The 19,270-nt window shown below is 56.0% G+C and carries 17 protein-coding genes; 11 read left to right on the top strand and 6 right to left on the bottom strand.

Features of this window, described 5'->3' with window-relative positions:
- Window positions 1–108 precede the first annotated feature (108 nt).
- The gene (locus tag ACJY2L_RS05820; protein WP_439213183.1) at window positions 109–3,231 is read left to right on the top strand and encodes an autotransporter outer membrane beta-barrel domain-containing protein; all 3,123 of its coding nucleotides are present in this window, start codon (window positions 109–111) and stop codon (window positions 3,229–3,231) included.
- Here the strand turns inward: ACJY2L_RS05820 and clcA are convergent.
- Entirely contained in the window at window positions 3,228–4,673 is a 1,446-nt protein-coding gene (clcA, locus tag ACJY2L_RS05815; RefSeq protein ID WP_439213182.1) for a H(+)/Cl(-) exchange transporter ClcA, read from the bottom strand. The two genes, ACJY2L_RS05820 and clcA, sit on opposite strands and share 4 nt — an antisense overlap.
- 167 nt (window positions 4,674–4,840) lie before the next feature.
- On the bottom strand, window positions 4,841–5,701 hold the full coding sequence (locus ACJY2L_RS05810; RefSeq protein WP_067436847.1) for a manganese catalase family protein: 861 nt from the start codon (window positions 5,699–5,701) through the stop codon (window positions 4,841–4,843).
- A gap of 826 nt (window positions 5,702–6,527) precedes the next feature.
- On the opposite strand from ACJY2L_RS05810, the gene ACJY2L_RS05805 reads away from it, so the two are divergent.
- From ACJY2L_RS05805 to ACJY2L_RS05790, 4 genes are read left to right on the top strand one after another with little or no spacing between them, the layout of a single operon-like run.
- The gene (locus tag ACJY2L_RS05805; protein WP_439213181.1) at window positions 6,528–7,766 is read left to right on the top strand and encodes an MFS transporter; all 1,239 of its coding nucleotides are present in this window, start codon (window positions 6,528–6,530) and stop codon (window positions 7,764–7,766) included.
- 15 nt (window positions 7,767–7,781) lie between these two features.
- The gene (locus ACJY2L_RS05800; RefSeq protein ID WP_439213180.1) at window positions 7,782–8,837 is read left to right on the top strand and encodes a sugar phosphate isomerase/epimerase family protein; all 1,056 of its coding nucleotides are present in this window, start codon (window positions 7,782–7,784) and stop codon (window positions 8,835–8,837) included.
- A 60-nt stretch (window positions 8,838–8,897) separates the two neighbouring features.
- On the top strand, window positions 8,898–9,878 hold the full coding sequence (locus tag ACJY2L_RS05795; protein ID WP_439213179.1) for a LacI family DNA-binding transcriptional regulator: 981 nt from the start codon (window positions 8,898–8,900) through the stop codon (window positions 9,876–9,878).
- A gap of 29 nt (window positions 9,879–9,907) precedes the next feature.
- Complete coding sequence (locus ACJY2L_RS05790) at window positions 9,908–10,405, top strand: GNAT family N-acetyltransferase (RefSeq protein ID WP_439213178.1); 498 nt, start codon at window positions 9,908–9,910, stop codon at window positions 10,403–10,405.
- Between the two features lie 4 nt (window positions 10,406–10,409).
- Here ACJY2L_RS05790 and ACJY2L_RS05785 read toward each other — a convergent pair whose 3' ends face one another.
- Together ACJY2L_RS05785 and ACJY2L_RS05780 are read right to left on the bottom strand one after the other, a co-directional pair.
- On the bottom strand, window positions 10,410–10,748 hold the full coding sequence (locus tag ACJY2L_RS05785; RefSeq protein WP_439213177.1) for a cupin domain-containing protein: 339 nt from the start codon (window positions 10,746–10,748) through the stop codon (window positions 10,410–10,412).
- A gap of 47 nt (window positions 10,749–10,795) precedes the next feature.
- Complete coding sequence (locus ACJY2L_RS05780; protein WP_439213176.1) at window positions 10,796–11,371, bottom strand: CGNR zinc finger domain-containing protein; 576 nt, start codon at window positions 11,369–11,371, stop codon at window positions 10,796–10,798.
- 94 nt (window positions 11,372–11,465) lie between these two features.
- On the opposite strand from ACJY2L_RS05780, the gene ACJY2L_RS05775 reads away from it, so the two are divergent.
- Complete coding sequence (locus ACJY2L_RS05775; protein ID WP_439213175.1) at window positions 11,466–12,374, top strand: alpha/beta fold hydrolase; 909 nt, start codon at window positions 11,466–11,468, stop codon at window positions 12,372–12,374.
- A 121-nt stretch (window positions 12,375–12,495) separates the two neighbouring features.
- Here ACJY2L_RS05775 and ampR read toward each other — a convergent pair whose 3' ends face one another.
- Window positions 12,496–13,371, bottom strand: a complete 876-nt coding sequence (gene ampR, locus ACJY2L_RS05770) for a LysR family transcriptional regulator AmpR (RefSeq protein ID WP_439213174.1) — start codon at window positions 13,369–13,371, stop codon at window positions 12,496–12,498.
- Between the two features lie 106 nt (window positions 13,372–13,477).
- Between ampR and ampC the strand changes: the two genes are divergently transcribed.
- The 3 genes from ampC to ACJY2L_RS05755 all read left to right on the top strand — a co-directional run bounded on the left by ampC (window position 13,478) and on the right by ACJY2L_RS05755 (window position 16,070).
- Complete coding sequence (gene ampC / locus ACJY2L_RS05765; RefSeq protein WP_439213173.1) at window positions 13,478–14,623, top strand: class C beta-lactamase; 1,146 nt, start codon at window positions 13,478–13,480, stop codon at window positions 14,621–14,623.
- Between the two features lie 197 nt (window positions 14,624–14,820).
- Window positions 14,821–15,564 carry an SDR family oxidoreductase gene (locus ACJY2L_RS05760; RefSeq protein ID WP_439213172.1) on the top strand — a complete coding sequence of 248 codons (744 nt, stop codon included), beginning with the start codon at window positions 14,821–14,823 and terminating at the stop codon, window positions 15,562–15,564.
- A 71-nt stretch (window positions 15,565–15,635) separates the two neighbouring features.
- Complete coding sequence (locus ACJY2L_RS05755) at window positions 15,636–16,070, top strand: VOC family protein (RefSeq protein ID WP_439213171.1); 435 nt, start codon at window positions 15,636–15,638, stop codon at window positions 16,068–16,070.
- Here the strand turns inward: ACJY2L_RS05755 and ACJY2L_RS05750 are convergent.
- Window positions 16,027–16,734: a haloacid dehalogenase type II gene (locus ACJY2L_RS05750; protein ID WP_439213170.1), complete on the bottom strand. Its 708-nt coding sequence runs from the start codon at window positions 16,732–16,734 to the stop codon at window positions 16,027–16,029. The genes ACJY2L_RS05755 and ACJY2L_RS05750 overlap by 44 nt on opposite strands.
- A 97-nt stretch (window positions 16,735–16,831) precedes the next feature.
- Here ACJY2L_RS05750 and ACJY2L_RS05745 point away from each other — a divergent pair, with 97 nt between their 5' ends.
- Both ACJY2L_RS05745 and ACJY2L_RS05740 read left to right on the top strand, forming a co-directional pair.
- Complete coding sequence (locus tag ACJY2L_RS05745) at window positions 16,832–17,548, top strand: 2-phosphosulfolactate phosphatase (protein WP_439213169.1); 717 nt, start codon at window positions 16,832–16,834, stop codon at window positions 17,546–17,548.
- Window positions 17,549–17,652: 104 nt separating this feature from the next.
- The gene (locus ACJY2L_RS05740) at window positions 17,653–19,242 is read left to right on the top strand and encodes a methyl-accepting chemotaxis protein (RefSeq protein WP_439213168.1); all 1,590 of its coding nucleotides are present in this window, start codon (window positions 17,653–17,655) and stop codon (window positions 19,240–19,242) included.
- Window positions 19,243–19,270: the final 28 nt, after the last annotated feature.

The following is a 19,270-nucleotide window of genomic DNA, read 5'->3' as shown; positions in this document are numbered from 1 at the left end:
GTCGCTTGTTATTAACAGCGGGTTTTGGCTTTTTTCATCAGCACTCGTATCGAATTAATAACCCTATGGATAGTTAAGCTCGTTATAGCTCAATTATGGATGATGATTATGAATAAAGTGTATCGCGTTATCTGGAATCATGCGGTGAGCCGCTTTGTTGTGGCTTCGGAATTTGCTAAAGGTAAGGTGAAATCTGCCAACGCGTCGTCGCATAAAACTGATAAACGGCCTGGTCTGGCGCTTGGCGCAATGTCGTCGGCGGTGCTGCTTATTCTGGCCAGCGGCGCGGCATGGGCAGTGGGACCCATTTTTCATGACGGTGACGAGGGCCGTTACAGGAATGAGGAGGTAATTACCAGTGCGGCAAACAGTGCTGGCTATGGCATTTACGCGATCAACGACGGTGGAAAAATTGATTTTGCTGGCGGTTCCATAACCACATCCGGTACTGATGCGATCGGTGTGGTGAGTGCAGAGGGCGGGGTGATTGTTGTTGATAACACAACTATTACCACCACGGGCAGTGGTGGAAACGGTGCTCGGGCTATATCGGGCAGTGGCATGGTGAGAATTAACAACAGCAGCATCTCGACATCCGGCAACGGGGGCAGCGGTATAGTGGGCGACGGCGGGACGATTCAAGCGATTAAAACCACTGTCGTAACAACAGGCAATAATGCTCACGGTATACAGTCGCTGAATAGTGGTCATGTAACGTTTAAAGATGGCCAAATCACGACAACAGGCACCGCGGGGATTGGCGCTCTGGCGAACGGCGTCGGTAATACCATCACGATAGAAGACAGCACAATCAAGGTTGCAGGACGATCTGCACCTGGCGTTTACACCGTTAATAGTGGTGAAATTTCACTCATCAACAGCAACGTGACTTCAACACTCACTCATTCACTGCAAGCTGACAATAATTCTGTTATCAACTTTAATGGCGGCACCATTGATAATCTCTCTGGAGCTGACGCGCTTTTTGCCCGCGGTGGTGGAGTAATTAACATTGCTAATGCAACAATTAATACCGCAGGCAGGACATTTCAGGGAACCAGTGGTACTAAATTTAGCGCTGAGAATGTTGTTATAAACTCCTCCGGCGGGCAGTCGGCAATTTTTGGCTATGCTTACAGCGAAATTGATCTAAAAGATGTTCAAATTAATCTTAATGCAATAAATCTTAATGCAATAAATCAGAACGCTATCTATTTGAGAGAACATTCCTCTGCAAAACTCAATAACGTGGAGATTAATGCCAAACAGAACAGAGGAGGCATTTTCCTGGGAGGTGATGCGCAATTAACGGGTGATAACATACGTATTTATGCCCGCAGCCCGGAGGAGAGCAGCAGTGCTGCGGCGCGCGGTTTGTCCATGATTACGGGCAACAGGCAGTCACGAGCTGACCTTAATCACTCTCTGATTGAAACCAGTGGCTATAATAGCAGCGCAATATTTGTTGACGCCGGTACGCTTAATGTTTCATTCAACGAGAGCTTGATCAACGGTAATGACAGCACTGCAATTAATGTCTCACCTTCAACTGAAATTAACCTTGATAGCAATGCATCCACTATTAAGGCAAACACCCTGTTGCTGGCTGGCACTAACAGTACCGCTATTTTGCAAGGCAATAAGGGGTCGCGTTTTGAAGGGGATATCATCGTCCATGCAGGTACTTCCGGCCGGAGCGCATTAACTCTTGATAATGTTTCCAGCTGGCAAGGTGCTGGCAACGGTCTGCATCGCCTGAGCCTGAACAATGACAGCGTCTGGAACGTCACCGGCGATTCATCGCTGGATACGTTAGAACTGGATAAAGGTCACGTTAACTTCAGTCAGGCTGACGGCGATTTTAACCGGGTTAGGGTCGCGAATATGACCAGCAATAACGGTACGCTGCATTTCCGTGGCGAACTGGCAGGCGATCAATCGCAAACTGACAGCCTGCATATTAGCGGAAATTACCGCGGCGAAACCGATGTGCTGGTCACGCACGTTGGTGGCAGCGGTGCGCAGACCATTGAGGGCATTCAGCTTATTCAGATTGATGGCGAGGTTGATGGCACTTTCCGGCAACGTGGGCGTATCGTTGCCGGTGCCTATGATTACCGTTTGGTACAGGTTGGCAATCAGTGGCAGCTGGAAAGCAATATCGTTCCAGTTGACCCGGTTGACCCGGCTGATCCGGTTGATCCGGTTGATCCGGTTAATCCGGTAACGCCAGAGAAGCCGCAGCCTGAACAACGCACCCACATTGTGCGTCCGGAAGCAGGCAGTTATGCCGCGAACCTGGCTATCGCGAATACTCTGTTTATCAGTGCGATGGATGAACGCCGCAGCGGCACGTCGTATCTTGATGCTAACGGTCAACCGCAGACCAGTTCACTCTGGCTACGTAACACCGGCGGGCATCAACGCTTCCGCGATGGCTCAGGGCAACTCAAAACTCGCGTTAATCGTTACGTTATGCAATTGGGCGGCGACGTTGCGCAGTGGAGCAGCAACGGCAGCGATCGTTTTCATCTCGGCGTAATGGGCGGCTACGCCAACGCGCAAAGCACAACCCAATCCACGGTAACTGGCTACCGTTCCACCGGCGACGTGAGCGGTTACAGCACCGGCTTGTATGGTCGCTGGTCGCAGCATGAAGCACAGAAAAATGGCGGCTGGGTGGATGGCTGGGCGAGCTGGAGCTGGTTTGATAACAGCGTGCAGGGCGAGGATATTGCGGCCGAACGTTATAAATCCAGCGGTTTGACCGCATCGCTCGCCGCGGGCTACGCCTTTGCAATCGGCCAGCCGCACCCGCGCCAGCGCACTTTTATTCAGCCGCAGGCGCAGGCAACCTGGCTGGGCGTCACCGCTGACGACCATCGTGAGCAAAACGGCAGCCGCGTCGCTGGCAATGGCAGTAATACGCTACAGACGCGGCTTGGCGTGCGCCTGTTCAGCGAAGGGCATAGCATGCTGGATGACGGCAAACAGCGCAGCTTCACGCCGTTTGTGGAGGCGAACTGGATCCATAACAGTCGCACCTTTGGTAGCACCATGAATGGCGTCACCGTTTCCCAGGCGGGCACCGCGCACATCGGTGAACTCAAAGCAGGCGTTAACGCCGCGCTGGGCAACAGGGTCAGCCTGTGGGGGAATCTGGGTCAGCAGCTCGGCGGCAAGGGCTACAGCGACAGCAGTGCCAACCTCGGCATTAAAATCAATTTTTAACCTTTCAACCCTGCTTCGGCAGGGTTTTTTATACCGTCGCTTTTTTGCTTCTCGCCCGGCTGAGTCTCTGTTGCCTGACGCGCCAGCGTGCGCGCCAGAATAGAAGAATAGAGGGGTTTGCCGCCGAGGAATTGCGCCAGCAGCGTTGCGCCGAGGCAGGTGATGATCATCGGCAGAATCAGCTGATAGTTATCGGTCATCTCCAGCACCAGCACGATACCGGTCAGCGGTGCGCGTACCGAGGCGGCAAACAGTGCGCCCATACCGGCAATGGCAAAAGTGCCTGGCTGTAGATCATAGAGCGGGAAGAGATCGGCGATCGCCTGACCAAATGCCATGCCGAGCAGGGTGCCGAGCGCCAGCATCGGGGCAAAAATGCCACCAGGCGCCCCGGAACCGAAGCAGAGCAGCGTGGTCAGCAGACGCACGCCAAATATCAGCAGCAGCATCTGCAACGAAAACAGGCCGTGAAAGGATTGCGGTATCAGATCAAAACCGCCACCGGCACCCGGTGCAAACAGCAGCGCCAGTACGCCGCAGCCGCCACCCAGCAGCGCACCGGTAAATACGCCACGCCAAAGCCGACCAGCATACAGGCGGGCAAAACTATCCTGCGCCAGAAAAATCAGCCGGTTAAACAGCACGCCAACCATGCCAAACACCATGCCGAGCACCAGATAGAGCCACAGCGTATTGAGCGGCGCGGCACCCAGCTTGCCGACGGAAATCACCGCCTGCTCGCCGTTAAACAAGCGGAACACGATGCTTGCCATAATGACGCCGGTAAACACCGCTTTGATGGAGATCAGGCTGTAACGAAACTGCGGGCGCATCTCCTCAATAATAAACAGGATGCCCGCCAGTGGTGCATTGAAAGCTGCTGCCAGCCCGGCCGCCGCGCCGGTGGCCAGCAGCGTATGCCGCGCTTCTTCACCGCGCATGCGCAGAATATCCAGCACCATGCGGCCAATGTTGCCGCCAAGCTGCACCGTCGGCCCTTCGCGGCCCAGCACCATACCGGCGCCCAGCGTGCCCATGCCGCCAAAAAACTTCACCGGAATTACCCGCCACCAGCGCACCGGCCGCAGATCTTCCAGCGCGCCTTCGATCTCAGGAATGCCGGAACCCGAGGCTTCGGGTGCAAAGCGGCGCACCAGAAAATAGCCCGCCATCGCCAGCAGTGCGGAAACGGTAAAGGCGCTGAGCCAGAGCATCCAGCCATCAAGATATTCTGGGGTCAGATGCGTGGCTCGCCAGTGCTGCACCGCGTGAACCGCACGGTTAAAAGCAACGCCCATCAATCCCACCAGCGAACCAACCAGCGCTGCGCAGAGTAGGATCGCCAGTGGCGTTTTGTCGCGCTGAAGCAGGGCACGGAACATGCGGTTACGGGCAGGCAGCGTCTGTGGAACATTCACAGACTGAGAAGATTCACTGTTCATGCATTCGGCTTTTGGTAAAGAAAGGTCAGTGCAGCAGTCTACTGGTATCGATCGCTGAATACAAAAGAGGGGTATTTTGCAGATAAGCCTCTGTTACGGACAGATAAACAGCGGGACGCCACTGAAAGCGCCCCGCAGAACCCGTCACGCCAGCGGGCGTGAACCGATTACTTCACCGGCGGGATGGGTGGGATGGATGCGCCGCTGATCTGCTCGTTCTGCGCGCCTGAACCTGGTCGTGCGCTGCCCAGATCGGGTTCCTGACCGAGAATCTCCGGCTTTTCTTTCGCGGTGAACTGGCCATTGCCATCGTAAGAAGGGCCTTCGCTCCAGCGACCTTTCGGCAGCGGTTTATCCAGCGAGGTGTTCAGGCAATAATAGGAGTGCTCCTGCGCTTCATCGCTCTGCGGGAAGCTGTTCGGAATCGGCAGCGATGCGTTCAGGCCACCCATCTCTTCAATCACGGCCAGCCACTGCTGCTGATGCATGGTGTCACGGGCGATCAGGAATGAGAGGAAATCCTTCATGCCTTTATCTTCGGTAAGATTGTACAGGCGCGTCGCCAGCACGCGACCGGTGGCTTCGGCGGTGACGTTAGCCAGCATATCGGCAGCCACGTTGCCGGAGGCATAAATATGGCTCATATCGAAAGGCACACCGTTGGCGTTAACCGGCAGGGCGGCAAGACCCGATGACAGCACGTGACGCGGATTCATGCCACCGAGAATGGCGTTGATTACCGGGTCTTTTGCCGACTCCTCCTGATAAGAGAGCGGGGCACCTTCAAGGTTAAGTGCCACCGCATAGCCCAGCATTTCGATATGACCCAACTCTTCGGTGGCGGTTGAGATCAGCAGGTCGCGGATCCGCGCATCGCCGCGTGCGCCCATCGCCTGGAAAAAGTACTGCATGGCCACGCGAATTTCACCTTCCACACCGCCAATTGCCTGCTGTAGCAGCATGGCAAATTCCGGATCGGGTTTCTCGACGCGTACCGGATATTGAAGTTTTGATGAGTGATGAAACATGATTTTCTCCTGGTTAACATAACTGTCGGAATGCAGGAAAAAGTCTGGTTGCTGAAATTAAAAAAATAAAGCGTAACGGTAACTGTTCTCATTATCATCTGCGGTTCGTTTGTTTTTTTCTGTAAACAAAACAAAGAATTAATCGCAGGCAATAAAAATGTAAAATCTGTAAATCATTCTTATCCTTAATCCGGATTCGCGGTCCAATGATGTAAAGAGCCACGTTAAGCGCGTAATTCATGGTTATATGAACCATTGATATTTCCGACCTGCCTCTCCTTCAAAACCCTGTAAAGTAACGTTCGGGCATAACCCTACCCACACCGCGCAGGCTGGCGCGATTTTTCTTTACGCTTTCCGACCGCTCTGGAAAATGCCACGCCGCCGCCCTGCGGGCCAGACAGGCCCATCATGCCTGTATCTGCATTACCGCCCGTATTTCTCAGCTCAGATGTCACTTCCCGCTGTCGAAAGTAGCGCATAAACAGCAACAGCATAGGTTCCCTTCGGCTCGCTTTTTACATCACTGGCCTTAAAATCGTAATCCGTCTCGATCGCCGCCAGGCGCTGCTGTGCGAGTAAATTACCCCTTCAAATCAACAGTTTTAGGCGTTATACCGTTGGTCTAATCCGGTTACGCATAACGTTAGCGATCGCGATAAGCTAATGCGGAAGCATGCTGCTGGTGGCAGACGATATCGTGCAATGGTTGCGTGACGACACTCTTTTTCAGGAATGTGATCTGTGCAAAAAACAGGCAGCAAGTAATCGATTACTTTTACCTTACCCCGTTTGTAATCGATTACTTTTGCCAGCGAGAATCATTATGGTCACTGAAACCCTGCGTTCAACCGCCGCGATCAGCCGTCAACCGCTGCTTATTCCCCGTCTGTCACTGATGATGTTTATGCAGTTCTTTATCTGGGGCAGCTGGTCGGTCACGCTGGGTTTGGTCATGACCCGGCATAACATGTCATTGTTGATTGGCGACGCCTTTTCCGCCGGACCGATCGCCTCGATCCTCTCGCCGTTTGTGCTGGGCATGCTGGTGGATCGCTTTTTCCCTTCCCAGAAAGTACTGGCAATCATGCACCTGGCCGGTGCGGCGATCCTGTGGTTTGTGCCCCAGGCGCTGATCGCGGAAAATGGCGCATTGCTGATTGGTCTGCTGTTTGGCTATACGCTCTGCTATATGCCGACGCTGGCGCTGACCAACAACATCGCCTTTTATGCGCTGAATAACAGCGAAAAGAGTTTTCCGGTGGTGCGCGTGTTCGGCACCATCGGCTGGATTGCCGCCGGGATATTTATCGGTATCACCGGTATCGCGTCCAGCGTGGCGATTTTCTCGGTGGCCGCCGTCTGTTCAGTGCTGCTGGCGGCTTACAGCCTGACGCTGCCGCATACGCCTGCACCGGCAAAAGGGCTGCCGGTGAAAATGCGTGATTTGCTGTGCGCCGACGCCTTTGCGTTGCTTAAGATTCGCCACTTTTTGATCTTTGCCCTCTGCGCCACGCTGATCTCCGTGCCGCTCGGTACTTATTACGCCTTTACCGCGTCCTGGCTGGCCGATGCAGGTATCCGCGATGTCAGCTCGCTGATGTCTTTCGGCCAGATATCAGAAATTTTCTTCATGCTGGTGATCCCGCTGCTGTTTCGCCGCCTCGGCGTGAAAACCATGCTGTTTATCGGCATGTGCGCGTGGTTTGTGCGCTATGCGCTGTTTGCGCTGGGCATGAACGACGAAAGCCGCATGCTGATTTACCTCGGCATCCTGCTGCATGGTGTCTGCTATGATTTTTTCTTCGTGGTGGGATTTATCTATACCGACCGCATCGCGGGCGATCAGGTCAAAGGCCAGGCGCAGAGCATGGTGGTGATGTTCACCTACGGCATCGGCATGCTGCTCGGCTCGCAGATCTCCGGTGCAATTTACAATCAGGTGGTTGCCGGTCAGGAGACGGCCGCGGCCTGGGCGCTGTTCTGGTGGATTCCGGCCATCGCCGCGGCGGTCATTGCCTTAATTTTCCTCTTCTCATTTCACTATCGCGATGAGCAGAGCTGACAGCGAGGGGTAACGATGAAAACAGTTAAAGGACCGGGAATATTCCTGTCGCAGTTTATCGGGCAACAGCCACCTTACAACAGCCTTGCCGGGCTGGCAGGCTGGGCCGCTGCGTTGGGTTACAAAGCGCTGCAAATTCCCTGCCACGATAAGGCGATTTTTGATCTGCAACGCGCGGCAACCAGCCAGACTTATTGCGATGAAATTACCGGGCTGCTGGCCGAACACGGCCTGGCGATCAGCGAGCTGTCGACCCATCTCGAAGGGCAGCTGGTGGCGGTCAATCCTGCTTACGATGCGGCGTTTGACCATTTCGCGCCGGCTGAGGTACGGGGCAATGCCACAAAGCGAACCGAGTGGGCCACGGCCACGGTGAAACAGGCGGCAACGGCATCGGCCAGACTGGGGCTCAGCGCACACGCCACCTTTTCCGGTTCGCTCGCCTGGCCGTGGTTTTATCCCTGGCCGCCGCACAACGCCGCGCTGTTTGAAGAAGCCTTTGCGGAACTGGCTCGTCGCTGGCGGCCGATCCTTGATGAATACGATCGCCACGGCGTCGACCTCTGTTACGAAATCCATCCCGGCGAAGATCTGCACGATGGCGTGACTTTTGAGCGCTTTCTCACAGCGGTTGACGATCATCCGCGCTGCAACATTCTCTACGATCCCAGCCATCTGCATCTGCAACATATCGACTATTTGCAATTCATCGATTGCTATCACACGCGCATCAAAGCTTTTCACGTCAAGGATGCCGAGTTCGTCAAAAATGGGCGCAACGGCGTGTATGGCGGCTATCAACCCTGGATCGATCGCGCCGGTCGCTTTCGCTCACCAGGAGATGGTCAGATCGATTTCAACGGCATTTTCAGCAAGCTGGCGCAGTATGATTATGCTGGCTGGGCGGTGCTGGAGTGGGAATGCTGCCTGAAAGAGGGCGATAGCGGCGCGCGCGAAGGGGCAGAGTTTATTCGCCGCCATATCATTCCGGTGGCCGAACGCGCCTTTGATGATTTTGCCGCGCAGCAGGATGATCGTGCCAGCGTACGCGCTCAGCTCGGGCTGGAATAATCTGTCCGGTGCGCGCTGATTCGCGCGCACCCTTTATGCCGTGCAGGAAGCGCCATGCCCATGTCGATTCAAAAAATTGCCCACCTGGCCGGTGTGTCGGTCGCCACCGTCTCGCGGGTGCTGAATAACAGCGATTCGGTCAAAGATTCCAATCGGGAAAAAGTGTTGCAGGCGATCGCCAACAGCAACTATCAGCCCAACCTGTTGGCGCGTCAACTGCGTACCGCGCGCAGCTCAATGATTCTGGTGATGGTCTCTGACATCGCCAACCCGTTTTGCGCCGAAGTGGTGAAAGGCATTGAAGAGCAGGCGGAACAGAATCACTATCGTATTTTGCTGTGTAATTCAGCTTCCGATGTCGCGCGCTCGCGGTCCAGCCTGCAGCTGCTGGCGGGTAAAATCGTCGATGGCGTGATTACCATGGATGCGTTCAGCACACTGCCGGAGCTGGCGCCATTAATCGGTGCCCGTCCGTGGGTGCAATGCGCAGAATATGCCGATGACGGCGCGGTCTCCTGTGTGGGCATTAACGACGTGGCGGCCGCGCAGCAGCTGGTGGGTTATCTGGCCGACGGCGGTCGTCAACGTATTGCGCTGATCAATCACGATCTCGACTACAAATATGCTCAACTGCGGCAACAGGGCTACCAACAGGCGTTGGCCGAGCGGCAGCTGTCATGGCAGGCGATCGGCTACGCCAGCGCGCTGCGTTTTCATGCCGGTAAAACCGCGATGCTCGCGTTGCTGGCGGAGAATCAGCAGCCAGATGCGGTGTTTGCCGTCTCTGACACGCTGGCCGCGGGCGCAATCGCCGCCATTACCGGGGCGGGGCTGCGCGTGCCGCAGGATATTGCCGTAGCCGGATTTGACGGCACCGAGCTGGCGGAAATGGTCTCGCCGCCGTTGACCACGCTGGCGCAGCCGTCGCGCGAAATGGGAAGACAGGCGTGTGCGCTGCTGCTGAAGCGCATCAACGATCCCGATTCGCCCGCAGAACGTATTATGATGCCGTGGCAGTTAATCACCCGCGCCAGTGCCTGATCAATCAGGCGGAATCACAGGACAACAGCATGACACATTTTATCAGGCGCCTCGACGCCGCCGACGCCGCAGCTTTTCGACAGATTCGTTTGGCCGCGTTACAACAGCATCCCGAAGCGTTTGGCGCAGCGTGGGAAAGCGAGCAGCAGCAGCCGCTGAATTTTTTTGCGCAACGGCTATGCAATAATGCGGTTTTTGCCGGATTTAACGATAACGGCGACATGCAGGGCGTGGTGGGCGTTGCGCGCAGTGAGGCGGCAAAAATCCGCCATATCGCTTCGCTGTGGGGAGTCTATCTTTGCCCGGAGGCACGCGGTTGCGGGCTGGCCCGTGCGCTCATCCTTGATGCTTTGCACTTTGCGCAAACGGAATGCCGTTCGGTGCGCCTTAGCGTCACCGCCAGCAATACAGGCGCCATTCGTCTCTACCACTCGCTGGGTTTCAAAGAATGGGCGCGCGATCGCCACGCGCTTAACGTTAACGGGACATTTTATGATGAAATCCTGATGCGGCTGGATTGTGATTAATGGGTTAATCGACGTTCACGCGGTCGCCACGGGTGGTGGGGTGAGAAATCACCAGAAACTCAACCGCCTGCGCCGATTCATTGCGCGCCTGATGTTTCGCCAGCGGGGGAATTTCAATGCCCTGATGGCGGCTAAGCTGCTGTATCTCACCCTCCATTTCCATCGTTAACTCGCCGCTGAGCACAAAAAAGAATTGCCGCGCGACGGTATGATAATGCCGCGCTTCCTGCGTCATGGCGGGCATGCTTTCGTGAATCACGCTCATGCCCGGCTGCTTAACCAGATGCCAGCCGTCGCACTGCTCGCCCCAAACGTAATGTTCAGCATTCTCTTTAGAAATCATCGCTTTCCTCGTCAGTTTTTCGTCGCTATGAAACGTTCCCGCTCGGGTTACTGGCTTTTTCTGGAACGAAACGCCGCGACTTTCATGCGGTTGCCGCAGGTCGCCATGCTGCACCAGCGGCGGCGGTGAGATTTGCTCAGATCGTGAAACAGCAGAATACAGTCATGGGCTTCACACTGGCGGACAAATTCGAATTTCTCGCTGGTTACCAGCGTCACTAACGCATCCGCTATCGGCCAGAGCAGGCCTGCTGGTTTGCTGTGGTCCGCACAGGCCCGCAGGTAGAATTGCTGCGTCTCATCGTGCCATGCCAGTTTTTGTTGCGGGCGGCCCGCTTCCAGCACGCTGTTGATCAGCGTGGCATCGCTTGCCGTGCCGTTCATTGCGGCCTTCACCAACGCCCGTGACTCTTCACGCAGCTCACGAGCCAGCGCCAGCAGCCCGCGCGGCGGTGCCACCTCATCCGATAACACACCTGCACTGGTTAACCACGCGATCACGCTGCGATCGTCGGTAAAGCAGTCGTGCTGCTGTTCTGCCACGCCGTACGCACTGTTGATAAAATCCAGCGCGAGATTGTCCGCCAGAAAGAGGGTAGCGGAGTGAGTGCTGTCAGAAGTCATGGGTAGCCTGTAACTGATAAAATATATTTGACAGGTTACCAAAAAGCCTCGTAACCTTCAAATTCATATTTTAACGGTTACAAGGGGATTTGTCATGACCACGGCTCTTAACTCAGCTGATGATGTCGCTCGCACCACCACTCAGCTGCATTACCGCTTTCAGCAGATCGATAACGTCACAATCTTCTACCGCGAAGCCGGTAACCCGACGGCACCCACTATCTTGCTGCTGCATGGCTTTGCGGCTTCTTCGTTCATGTTCCGCGATCTGATTCCTGCCCTCGCCGAGCGTTATCACGTCATCGCCCCCGATTTGCCAGCCTTTGGCTTTACCGATATTTCCGCCGCCGGGGATTACGCCTGGACCTTCAGCCAGCTGGCCGACACCATCGGACAGTTTACCGAACGGCTGAAGCTGGATCGCTATGCGTTGATGGTGCATGACTACGGCGCGCCAGTAGGCTGGCGGCTGGCGCTTGCCCATCCGCAGCGTGTCACCGCCATCATTTCCCAGAACGGCAATGCCTATGAGGAAGGGCTGGGCGCGGGCTGGGCACCTATCCAGCAATACTGGCGTGAGCCAACGCAGGCGAATCGCGACGCACTGCGAGATTTCCCCACACCCGCCTCCATCAAATGGCAATATCTTGAGGGCGTGAGCGATCCGAGCCTGGTGTCGCCCGACGGCTACACGCTGGAGGGAATGCAGATTTTACGGCCGGGCAATGCGGAGATTCAGCTCGATCTGCTGTTGGATTACGCCAGCAACGTGGCGATGTACCCGCGCTTTCAGCAGTTTTTCCGCGACACGCAGCCGCCGCTGCTGGCGGTATGGGGCAAGCACGATCCGTTTTTTCTGCCCGCAGGTGCGGAAGCCTGGAAACGCGATCTGCCCGGGGCGGATATTCGCTTCTACGACACTGGCCACTTTGCGCTGGAAACCCATGCCAGCATCATCGTGCCGGTGATTCAGGCCTTTCTGGATCGGCACATTGCTCAATAAGAGATGAAGTCAGCAGAATCTGCTTTCCCGGCAAGACTGACTCCGTGTGCTGAGGGTTGAGCGCGGCGCCGTTGAACGACGTAGCCTGCTGTCCTGTCAACAACACTGCTGAAAAGGCGCGTTACCCGCCGAACTGCTCGGCGAGCCAGCCAGAAAAAAGCGTCATAGCATGGCTGGTTGTCCGTGAATGCAAACGGGTCAGCCAGTAGCCGCCAAGATCGATCTCCGCGGCAAAAGGCCGAATCAGCATTTTGTTTTGCAGCTGACGCTCAAAAATCTTCACCGGCGCCAGCGCGATGCCTGCGCCTAACATCGCCGCTTCAATCATGGTCAGCGAAGAGTCAAAAATCATCACGGGGTGCGAAGGCGAAGGCGGGCGCTGCTCCAGACTTTGTAGCCACAGGCTCCATTCATCCCGCCGGAATGAGCGCAGCAGGGTGTATTTTACGACGTCAGCGGGGTGGTGTAATTCCCGCGCCAGATCGGGATGGCAGAGCGGTGAAAAGGGCGCTGGGCAAATAAATTGCGCCTCGGTGCCGTGCCAGCCGCCTGCGCCAAAACGCACCGTGAAATCATGACCTTCAGCAGCAGGATCAACGCGGTTATTGTGGGTGGAGAGTTGCAATTCGATGTGCGGATAGCGGCGGTTGAAGTCATGCAGGCGCGGTAATAATAAACCGGTGGCAAAGCTGCCGACCGCTCCTACCTTGATTTTTTCACGCAGCTTGCCGGTTGAAAAGTTATCCAGCGTCTCGGCGATGTGATCAAACGTATGGTTCAACACTGGCAGCAGGCTTTCACCTTCAGTGGTCAGCGTCAGTCCACGCGAAATTCGAATAAACAACGGGCAGCCTAAGCGCTGCTCCAGCGCCTTGACGTGTTGACTGACCGCTGCATGGGTGACATTGAGTTCAATCGCGGCGTTAGTAAAACTTAGATGACGCGCGGCTGCTTCAAACGCGCGCAGGGCATTCAGCGGAATGTAAGGGCGAACCATCGTATAGCCTGTAAGAAAAACTTATAACAGACAATAAAATTAACAGTTTGAAGCAGATAGTTAAAGCAGCCAGAATCGCCGTCAATGTTCAATCGGGAAGAAAAAAATGAAAGTGAAAGTGATTTCTCAGGTGTTAGCCACAACCGCGCTGATCGCAGCGTGTTCATTAAGCCAGGCCACAACCACCGATATCAACGCGATCGTCAGCCCACCGATCATGCGTCTGATGGCACAGCAGGATATTCCCGGCATGGCCGTGGCGGTATATGTCAAAGGCCAGTCTTATTACTACGTCTGGGGCATGGCGGATAAAGCTCAACGTCGCCCGGTCACCACGGATACGCTGTTTGAGCTGGGATCGGTGAGCAAGACCTTTACCGGCGTGCTGGGAGGCGTTGCCGTGGCAAAAGGCGAGATCGCGCTTAACGATCGGGCGAGCAAATATTGGCAACGGCTTGCTCTGCCGCACTGGCAACATATTACGCTGTTGCAACTGGCGACCTACACCGCGGGCGGCTTGCCTTTACAGGTTCCTGATAACGTCACCAGTGAGGCGCAGCTGGCTCGCTTCTACCAACAGTGGCAACCACAATGGTCGCCTGGTGAGAAGCGGTTGTATGCCAACAGCAGCATTGGCCTGTTCGGGTTGCTGGCGGTAAAACCCAGCGGCATGACGTTTGAGAAAGCCATGCAACAGCGCGTTTTTACCCCGTTGAACTTAAAAAACACTTTTATTAATGTGCCGCAAAATAAGCAGGACGTTTACGCCTGGGGCTACCGTGATGGCAAAGCCGTTCACGTATCGCCCGGCATGCTGGATGCCGAAGCTTATGGCGTCAAGTCGACCATTAAAGACATGGCGCGCTGGATGCAGGCCAATATGAACCCGCAACAGGTGACCGATCCCACATTGCAGCAGGCCATGAAGCTTGCTCAGACGCGCTTTTATCGCACCGACGCGCTATATCAGGGTCTGGGATGGGAAATGCTCAACTGGCCTGAGCAATCATCCATTATCGCGACGGGCGCTGACAGTAACGTTGCTCTCGCGCCGCAGCAGCTCATAAAAAGCGATGCGGTGACACCACACCAGGCAACCTGGGTGCACAAAACCGGGGCAACCGGCGGATTCGGGGCTTATGTCGCTTTTATCCCGCAAAAGCAGGTAGGTATTGTCATCCTGGCCAATAAAAACTATCCCAATCCCGAGCGGGTGAAAGCCGCAATGGAAATCCTGAGCAAACTTCAGTGAGTTGCGCAGCCCGCCTTTTATGACGTGGTGCAACAGGGCAGAGGGCACTGGACATTGCCATTTGCCTTGTTCAACGTTCGGTAAGGCGGCGTAAAACGCCGATCCCTGAACGTTACGTTTTCACCACGCATTGCCCTCGCGCTTTTTTCCCACGCCGGATTACACTTATTCCTTTCCGTCATCAACAGGATCACACCATGCAGATAGCGTTAGTCACGGGGGCATCAAGAGGAATCGGCAGAGCCACCGCCCTGCAGCTGGCGCGTGAAGGCTGGTTTGTGCTGGTGCATTATCACGTGAACGCGGTAAAGGCGGAGGCGGTGCTGGCTGAGTTGCAGCGCGCAGGCGGCAGCGGGCAGGTGGTGCAGGCCGATCTCAGCGATGAGCATCAAATCATGGCGCTGTTCGCCGTGATTGATGCGTTGCCGCTGCGGTTAGGCGCGGTGGTGAACAACGCGGGCACGCTGTATCAGCAGACCACGGTTGAGCATCTTACCGTGGAACGTATCAACCAGGTTTTTGCCCTCAACGTGACCGCGCCTTTTGTCATCTGTCGCGAAGCGGTAAAGCGCATGGCGAAGAAATATGGCGGCGAAGGCGGGGCGATTGTGAATGTCTCTTCGGCGGCCTCGCGTCTTGGCGCGCCGGGCGAATATGTCGATTATGCCGCTTCAAAAGGTGCGCTGGATTCGCTGACCATTGGCCTGTCAAAAGAGGTGGCCTCGCAGGGCATTCGCGTGAATGCGGTGCGTCCCGGATTGATTCATACCGACATTCACGCCCAGGGCGGCGAACCAAATCGCATTGCTCGCGTGCAGCATGCGCTGCCGCTGCAGCGTGGCGGTCAACCGGAAGAAGTGGCGGCCGCCATCGCCTGGCTTATCAGCGACAACGCCTCCTACTGCAGCGGCAGCTTTATCGATCTTGCCGGTGGGCTGTAACGCAGCACCGGGCAACAATTTACTGCACCGTCGTCGTGATAGCTTTGGGTTTTCAACACGGCGACAACACCATGCTTTTTTTAACCCTGCGCGTTGCGCGTCCGGTCACTTCTCTGATGCAGAGCAGCACGCTCTATTGCCGTGGGTTGGGGCTTGAACAGCTGGGCGCCTTTACCGATCATGATGGCTTCAGCGGCATGATGCTGGGCCAGCGTGATCTGCCCTGGCATCTCGAATTTACCCAGTGCGATGCGCATCCATTGCGGCCAACACCCACGCAGGAAGATATGCTGGTGCTGTATCTGCCTGACGAAGAAGCCTGGCTCACCACCTGCGAAAATATGCTTGCCGCCGGATTTTGCCGTCTGCCCGCCGTTAATCCGTACTGGGACCGTAACGGGCAGACGTTCTGCGATCATGATGGCTACCGGACGGTTATTCAGCGTCAGTCGTGGCCATCCCTCACAGACGACCAGAAAAATCATTCAGCGGATACGCGGCGATGAGTTTATCGCTGAGCGCATGCAGATCCTCACAGACATAATGGGGCTGCGGTCCGGCTGCCAGCGTGGCGTTACCCTGACGTAAAATCATCGCTGCATGCCAGCCCGCCGCGCGGGCGCCGACGATATCCCAGGTATGGCACGCCACCAGGCAAAGTTCCTCGCCCTGAACAGTGAGCGCCTGTTCCACCTGCCGATAAGTTTGCACCGCGGGCTTGCAGGCGGGCGGCACGGCATCTTCAATGCTGAACAGGCGTTCAAAACAGGCGAGCATGCCCGCTTTTTCCAACTGGGCGGCCTGCGCGTCTGTGCTGTTATTGGTCAGCGTAAACAGCCGAAAACCGTGCTGTTGCAGGCGTTGTAAAGCCGCCAGCGCATCGGCATGCGGCGGCAGCGTGCGCATCAGCGTCGTAAACTGCTGACGTTGCTCATTATTCAGCGTCAGGTTTGCCAGCGTTGCCTGCATATCCAGCACCGCTAGGCCCAACTCGCCGAACGGCGTAAATTGCCCGGTCAGCGCGAGCGACTGTGAATAGAGAATGGTCTGCGCAAACCACTCGCGCATTGCGGCATCCCGACCAAAGGTGCTGCGGAAAAAAGGGCTCAGGTGTTCCAAATCCAGCAGCGTTTCATTGACGTCAAACACCAGAACGGGGCGCGTAGCCATATAAACCTCGTTATCATGATTTTTCAGCCTTAGATCGTAGAACAGACTGCGCTGCTTGCGCGGAGGAATCGCAATTCGCTTTTCTGAAGGAGAAAAAATGACCTGGTACACACAAGACGGTTTTAAGGTACGGCTCGAATGGGGAATTCAGGCGCTGGAAGCGCTTCATGAAACCATCGACTGCGCGATTGTGGTGGATGCGATCTCCTTTTCCACCTGCGTCAGTCTGGCGGTAGAGAGAGGCGCGATGATCTATCCGTGGCCGTGGAAAGATGAATCTGCGCAACACTATGCTGCGTCGCTGGGGGCCGAGGCTGCCAGCTCAGAGCGGCGCTTTAGCGGTCAGGGTCGATCGCTGTCGCCCTGTTCCCTTGTGGATCTCCCTACGGGCAGTCGGCTTGTACTGCCTTCGCCGAATGGATCGGCCATCGCCTTTCGCGCCGCTGAGCTGGGCGTCACCACATGGAGCGGTTGCTTTCGTAACCGCACGGCCACCGCGCGTGCCTGTGCCGACGCTTCGCGCATTCTGGTGATCCCCTGCGGTGAAAAATGGCCGGATGGCTCATTGCGTCCGGCGGCAGAAGATTACCTTGCCGCGGGCAGTATCATTGCCGCGTTGGGAGGCAATATGTCGCCAGAGGCCGCAGCGGCGGCGGCGGCATGGCAACAGTGTGAGATCGCCACGCTGTACGAGTGCGCCTCAGCGCGTGAGCTGAGCGCACGGGGTTTTGCCGATGACGTGGCGCTGTGTCTGGCCGTTGATGCCAGCAACCTTGGCTGTCGGCTGCAACAGGGATACTTCATCGCAGGATAATCGGCAATTATGCCGCTATCGGTCATAAAGTCCCGGCTTCATCATGTCGATAACGATCGTACCGGGCTTTTCCGGTGCATTGTTGTTATCACCACGGAAAAAATATGAAGCTTAATCATTTTACGATAGGGCAAAGACTGAGTGTTATGGCCGCGATCCTGCTGCTGGCAACAATGTTTGTCGGTTTGCGCGGCATTACGCTCAATGCTGAAGCACTACAAAAAAATAATGACATCATGGCCAGCGAAACGCGCGTCGCGCAGAGTATCGATACCGCGCGTAATGCGCAGGTGCAGTTTAAGATCCAAGTGCAGGAGTGGAAAAACACCTTGCTGCGTGGCACGCAGGGTGCCGAGACCTTCGAGAAATACAAAGCGGCTTTTCTGACGCAAAGCGATAAAACCGCCGCGTTGTTGAATCAACTGCTGCTGCTGCAACCGGCGCTGGGCATGGATACCGCGCAGGTTAAGCAGACGCTGAAGCTGCATGCTGAGCTGCAACAAAAATACCTCGCCGCGCTGCAAAGCTACGACATTCATAACCTTGCCAGCGCTCAGCTGGTCGATCGTCAGGTCAGCGGCATCGATCGCGGACCCACCAAAATGATCGATGACGTGGTTCATCATACGCTGGCGCACGCTGAGAAGCTCAACCAGCAGCTGGCGGCGCAAAATCTCGCGCAGTTTGCCTCCACGCGCATGACGTTATGGATCGCCATGGCGGCTATTTTACTTTCCGGTGTGCTGATCACCGTTTGGCTGATCCGCAGCATTACCCATCCCCTGCGTGAAGCGGTCAACATTGCGCGCACCGTGGCATCGGGCGATCTGCAAACCGTGATCCGCCCAAGCGGACGTGACGAAACCGCCGAGTTGATGACCGCGCTGCGTGAAATGAACAGCAGCCTGACTTCAATTGTCTCTGGCGTGCGCAGCGGCACGGAAACCATCGCCTCAGCATCGATTCAGATCGCGCAGGGCAGTCAGGAACTCTCATCGCGTAATGAAGCGCAGGCGGGCGCGCTGGAAGAGACCGCCGCGTCAATGGAAGAGCTGACGTCGGTGGTGAAAAACAATGCGCAGAACGCGCGTCACGCCAGCGATATCGCGCAGGATGCCCGTTCTATTGCCGGTAAAGGCGGTAATGTGGTGGAAAAAGTGGTGCATACCATGAGCGAAATCCACCAGTTCTCCAACGAGATTAATCAGATCATCACCGTCATCGACGGCATCGCCTTCCAGACCAATATTCTGGCGCTGAATGCCGCGGTTGAAGCCGCACGGGCCGGGAGCGAAGGACGCGGATTTGCCGTGGTGGCAGCGGAAGTACGGGCGCTGGCGCAGCGATCGGCTAAAGCCGCGCAGGATGTGCGTATCCTGATCGACCGCTCCGTCAATTCCATCGGCCAGGGCAACGAACTGGTACAGGGTGCGGGCACCACCATGGAGGAGATCATTCTGCGGATTCGTCAGGTGAGCGAGCTCATTGAAAACGTCTCGGCGGCGAGCAACGAGCAGAGCGTTGGCATCGATCAGGTTAATCTGGCGGTGACACACATGGATGCCGCCACGCAGCAAAACGCCGCGTTGTCTCAACAATCCACCGCGGCGGCACAGGCATTGCAGGCACAGGCTGAAACGCTGCTGGCCAGCGTCAGCGTATTTAAACTCAACCCGGCGCTGGCACAGCCGTAAGCAACGAAACGGCCACGGCGTCGTCACG

The sequence above is a fragment of the Duffyella sp. Ts4 genome (genome assembly GCF_051851875.1).
GTDB lineage: Bacteria > Pseudomonadota > Gammaproteobacteria > Enterobacterales > Enterobacteriaceae > Duffyella > Duffyella gerundensis.
This window is presented reverse-complemented; position numbering and strand designations above follow the sequence as displayed.

What these genes read in the sequence shown, in the direction of transcription:
- ACJY2L_RS05820 (WP_439213183.1), top strand. Translation starts at nt 109, where the DNA reads ATGAATAAAGTGTATCGCGTTATCTGGAATCATGCGGTGAGCCGCTTT.
- clcA (WP_439213182.1), bottom strand. Translation starts at nt 4,673, where the DNA reads ATGAACAGTGAATCTTCTCAGTCTGTGAATGTTCCACAGACGCTGCCT.
- ACJY2L_RS05810 (WP_067436847.1), bottom strand. Translation starts at nt 5,701, where the DNA reads ATGTTTCATCACTCATCAAAACTTCAATATCCGGTACGCGTCGAGAAA.
- ACJY2L_RS05805 (WP_439213181.1), top strand. Translation starts at nt 6,528, where the DNA reads ATGGTCACTGAAACCCTGCGTTCAACCGCCGCGATCAGCCGTCAACCG.
- ACJY2L_RS05800 (WP_439213180.1), top strand. Translation starts at nt 7,782, where the DNA reads ATGAAAACAGTTAAAGGACCGGGAATATTCCTGTCGCAGTTTATCGGG.
- ACJY2L_RS05795 (WP_439213179.1), top strand. Translation starts at nt 8,898, where the DNA reads ATGTCGATTCAAAAAATTGCCCACCTGGCCGGTGTGTCGGTCGCCACC.
- ACJY2L_RS05790 (WP_439213178.1), top strand. Translation starts at nt 9,908, where the DNA reads ATGACACATTTTATCAGGCGCCTCGACGCCGCCGACGCCGCAGCTTTT.
- ACJY2L_RS05785 (WP_439213177.1), bottom strand. Translation starts at nt 10,748, where the DNA reads ATGATTTCTAAAGAGAATGCTGAACATTACGTTTGGGGCGAGCAGTGC.
- ACJY2L_RS05780 (WP_439213176.1), bottom strand. Translation starts at nt 11,371, where the DNA reads ATGACTTCTGACAGCACTCACTCCGCTACCCTCTTTCTGGCGGACAAT.
- ACJY2L_RS05775 (WP_439213175.1), top strand. Translation starts at nt 11,466, where the DNA reads ATGACCACGGCTCTTAACTCAGCTGATGATGTCGCTCGCACCACCACT.
- ampR (WP_439213174.1), bottom strand. Translation starts at nt 13,371, where the DNA reads ATGGTTCGCCCTTACATTCCGCTGAATGCCCTGCGCGCGTTTGAAGCA.
- ampC (WP_439213173.1), top strand. Translation starts at nt 13,478, where the DNA reads ATGAAAGTGAAAGTGATTTCTCAGGTGTTAGCCACAACCGCGCTGATC.
- ACJY2L_RS05760 (WP_439213172.1), top strand. Translation starts at nt 14,821, where the DNA reads ATGCAGATAGCGTTAGTCACGGGGGCATCAAGAGGAATCGGCAGAGCC.
- ACJY2L_RS05755 (WP_439213171.1), top strand. Translation starts at nt 15,636, where the DNA reads ATGCTTTTTTTAACCCTGCGCGTTGCGCGTCCGGTCACTTCTCTGATG.
- ACJY2L_RS05750 (WP_439213170.1), bottom strand. Translation starts at nt 16,734, where the DNA reads ATGGCTACGCGCCCCGTTCTGGTGTTTGACGTCAATGAAACGCTGCTG.
- ACJY2L_RS05745 (WP_439213169.1), top strand. Translation starts at nt 16,832, where the DNA reads ATGACCTGGTACACACAAGACGGTTTTAAGGTACGGCTCGAATGGGGA.
- ACJY2L_RS05740 (WP_439213168.1), top strand. Translation starts at nt 17,653, where the DNA reads ATGAAGCTTAATCATTTTACGATAGGGCAAAGACTGAGTGTTATGGCC.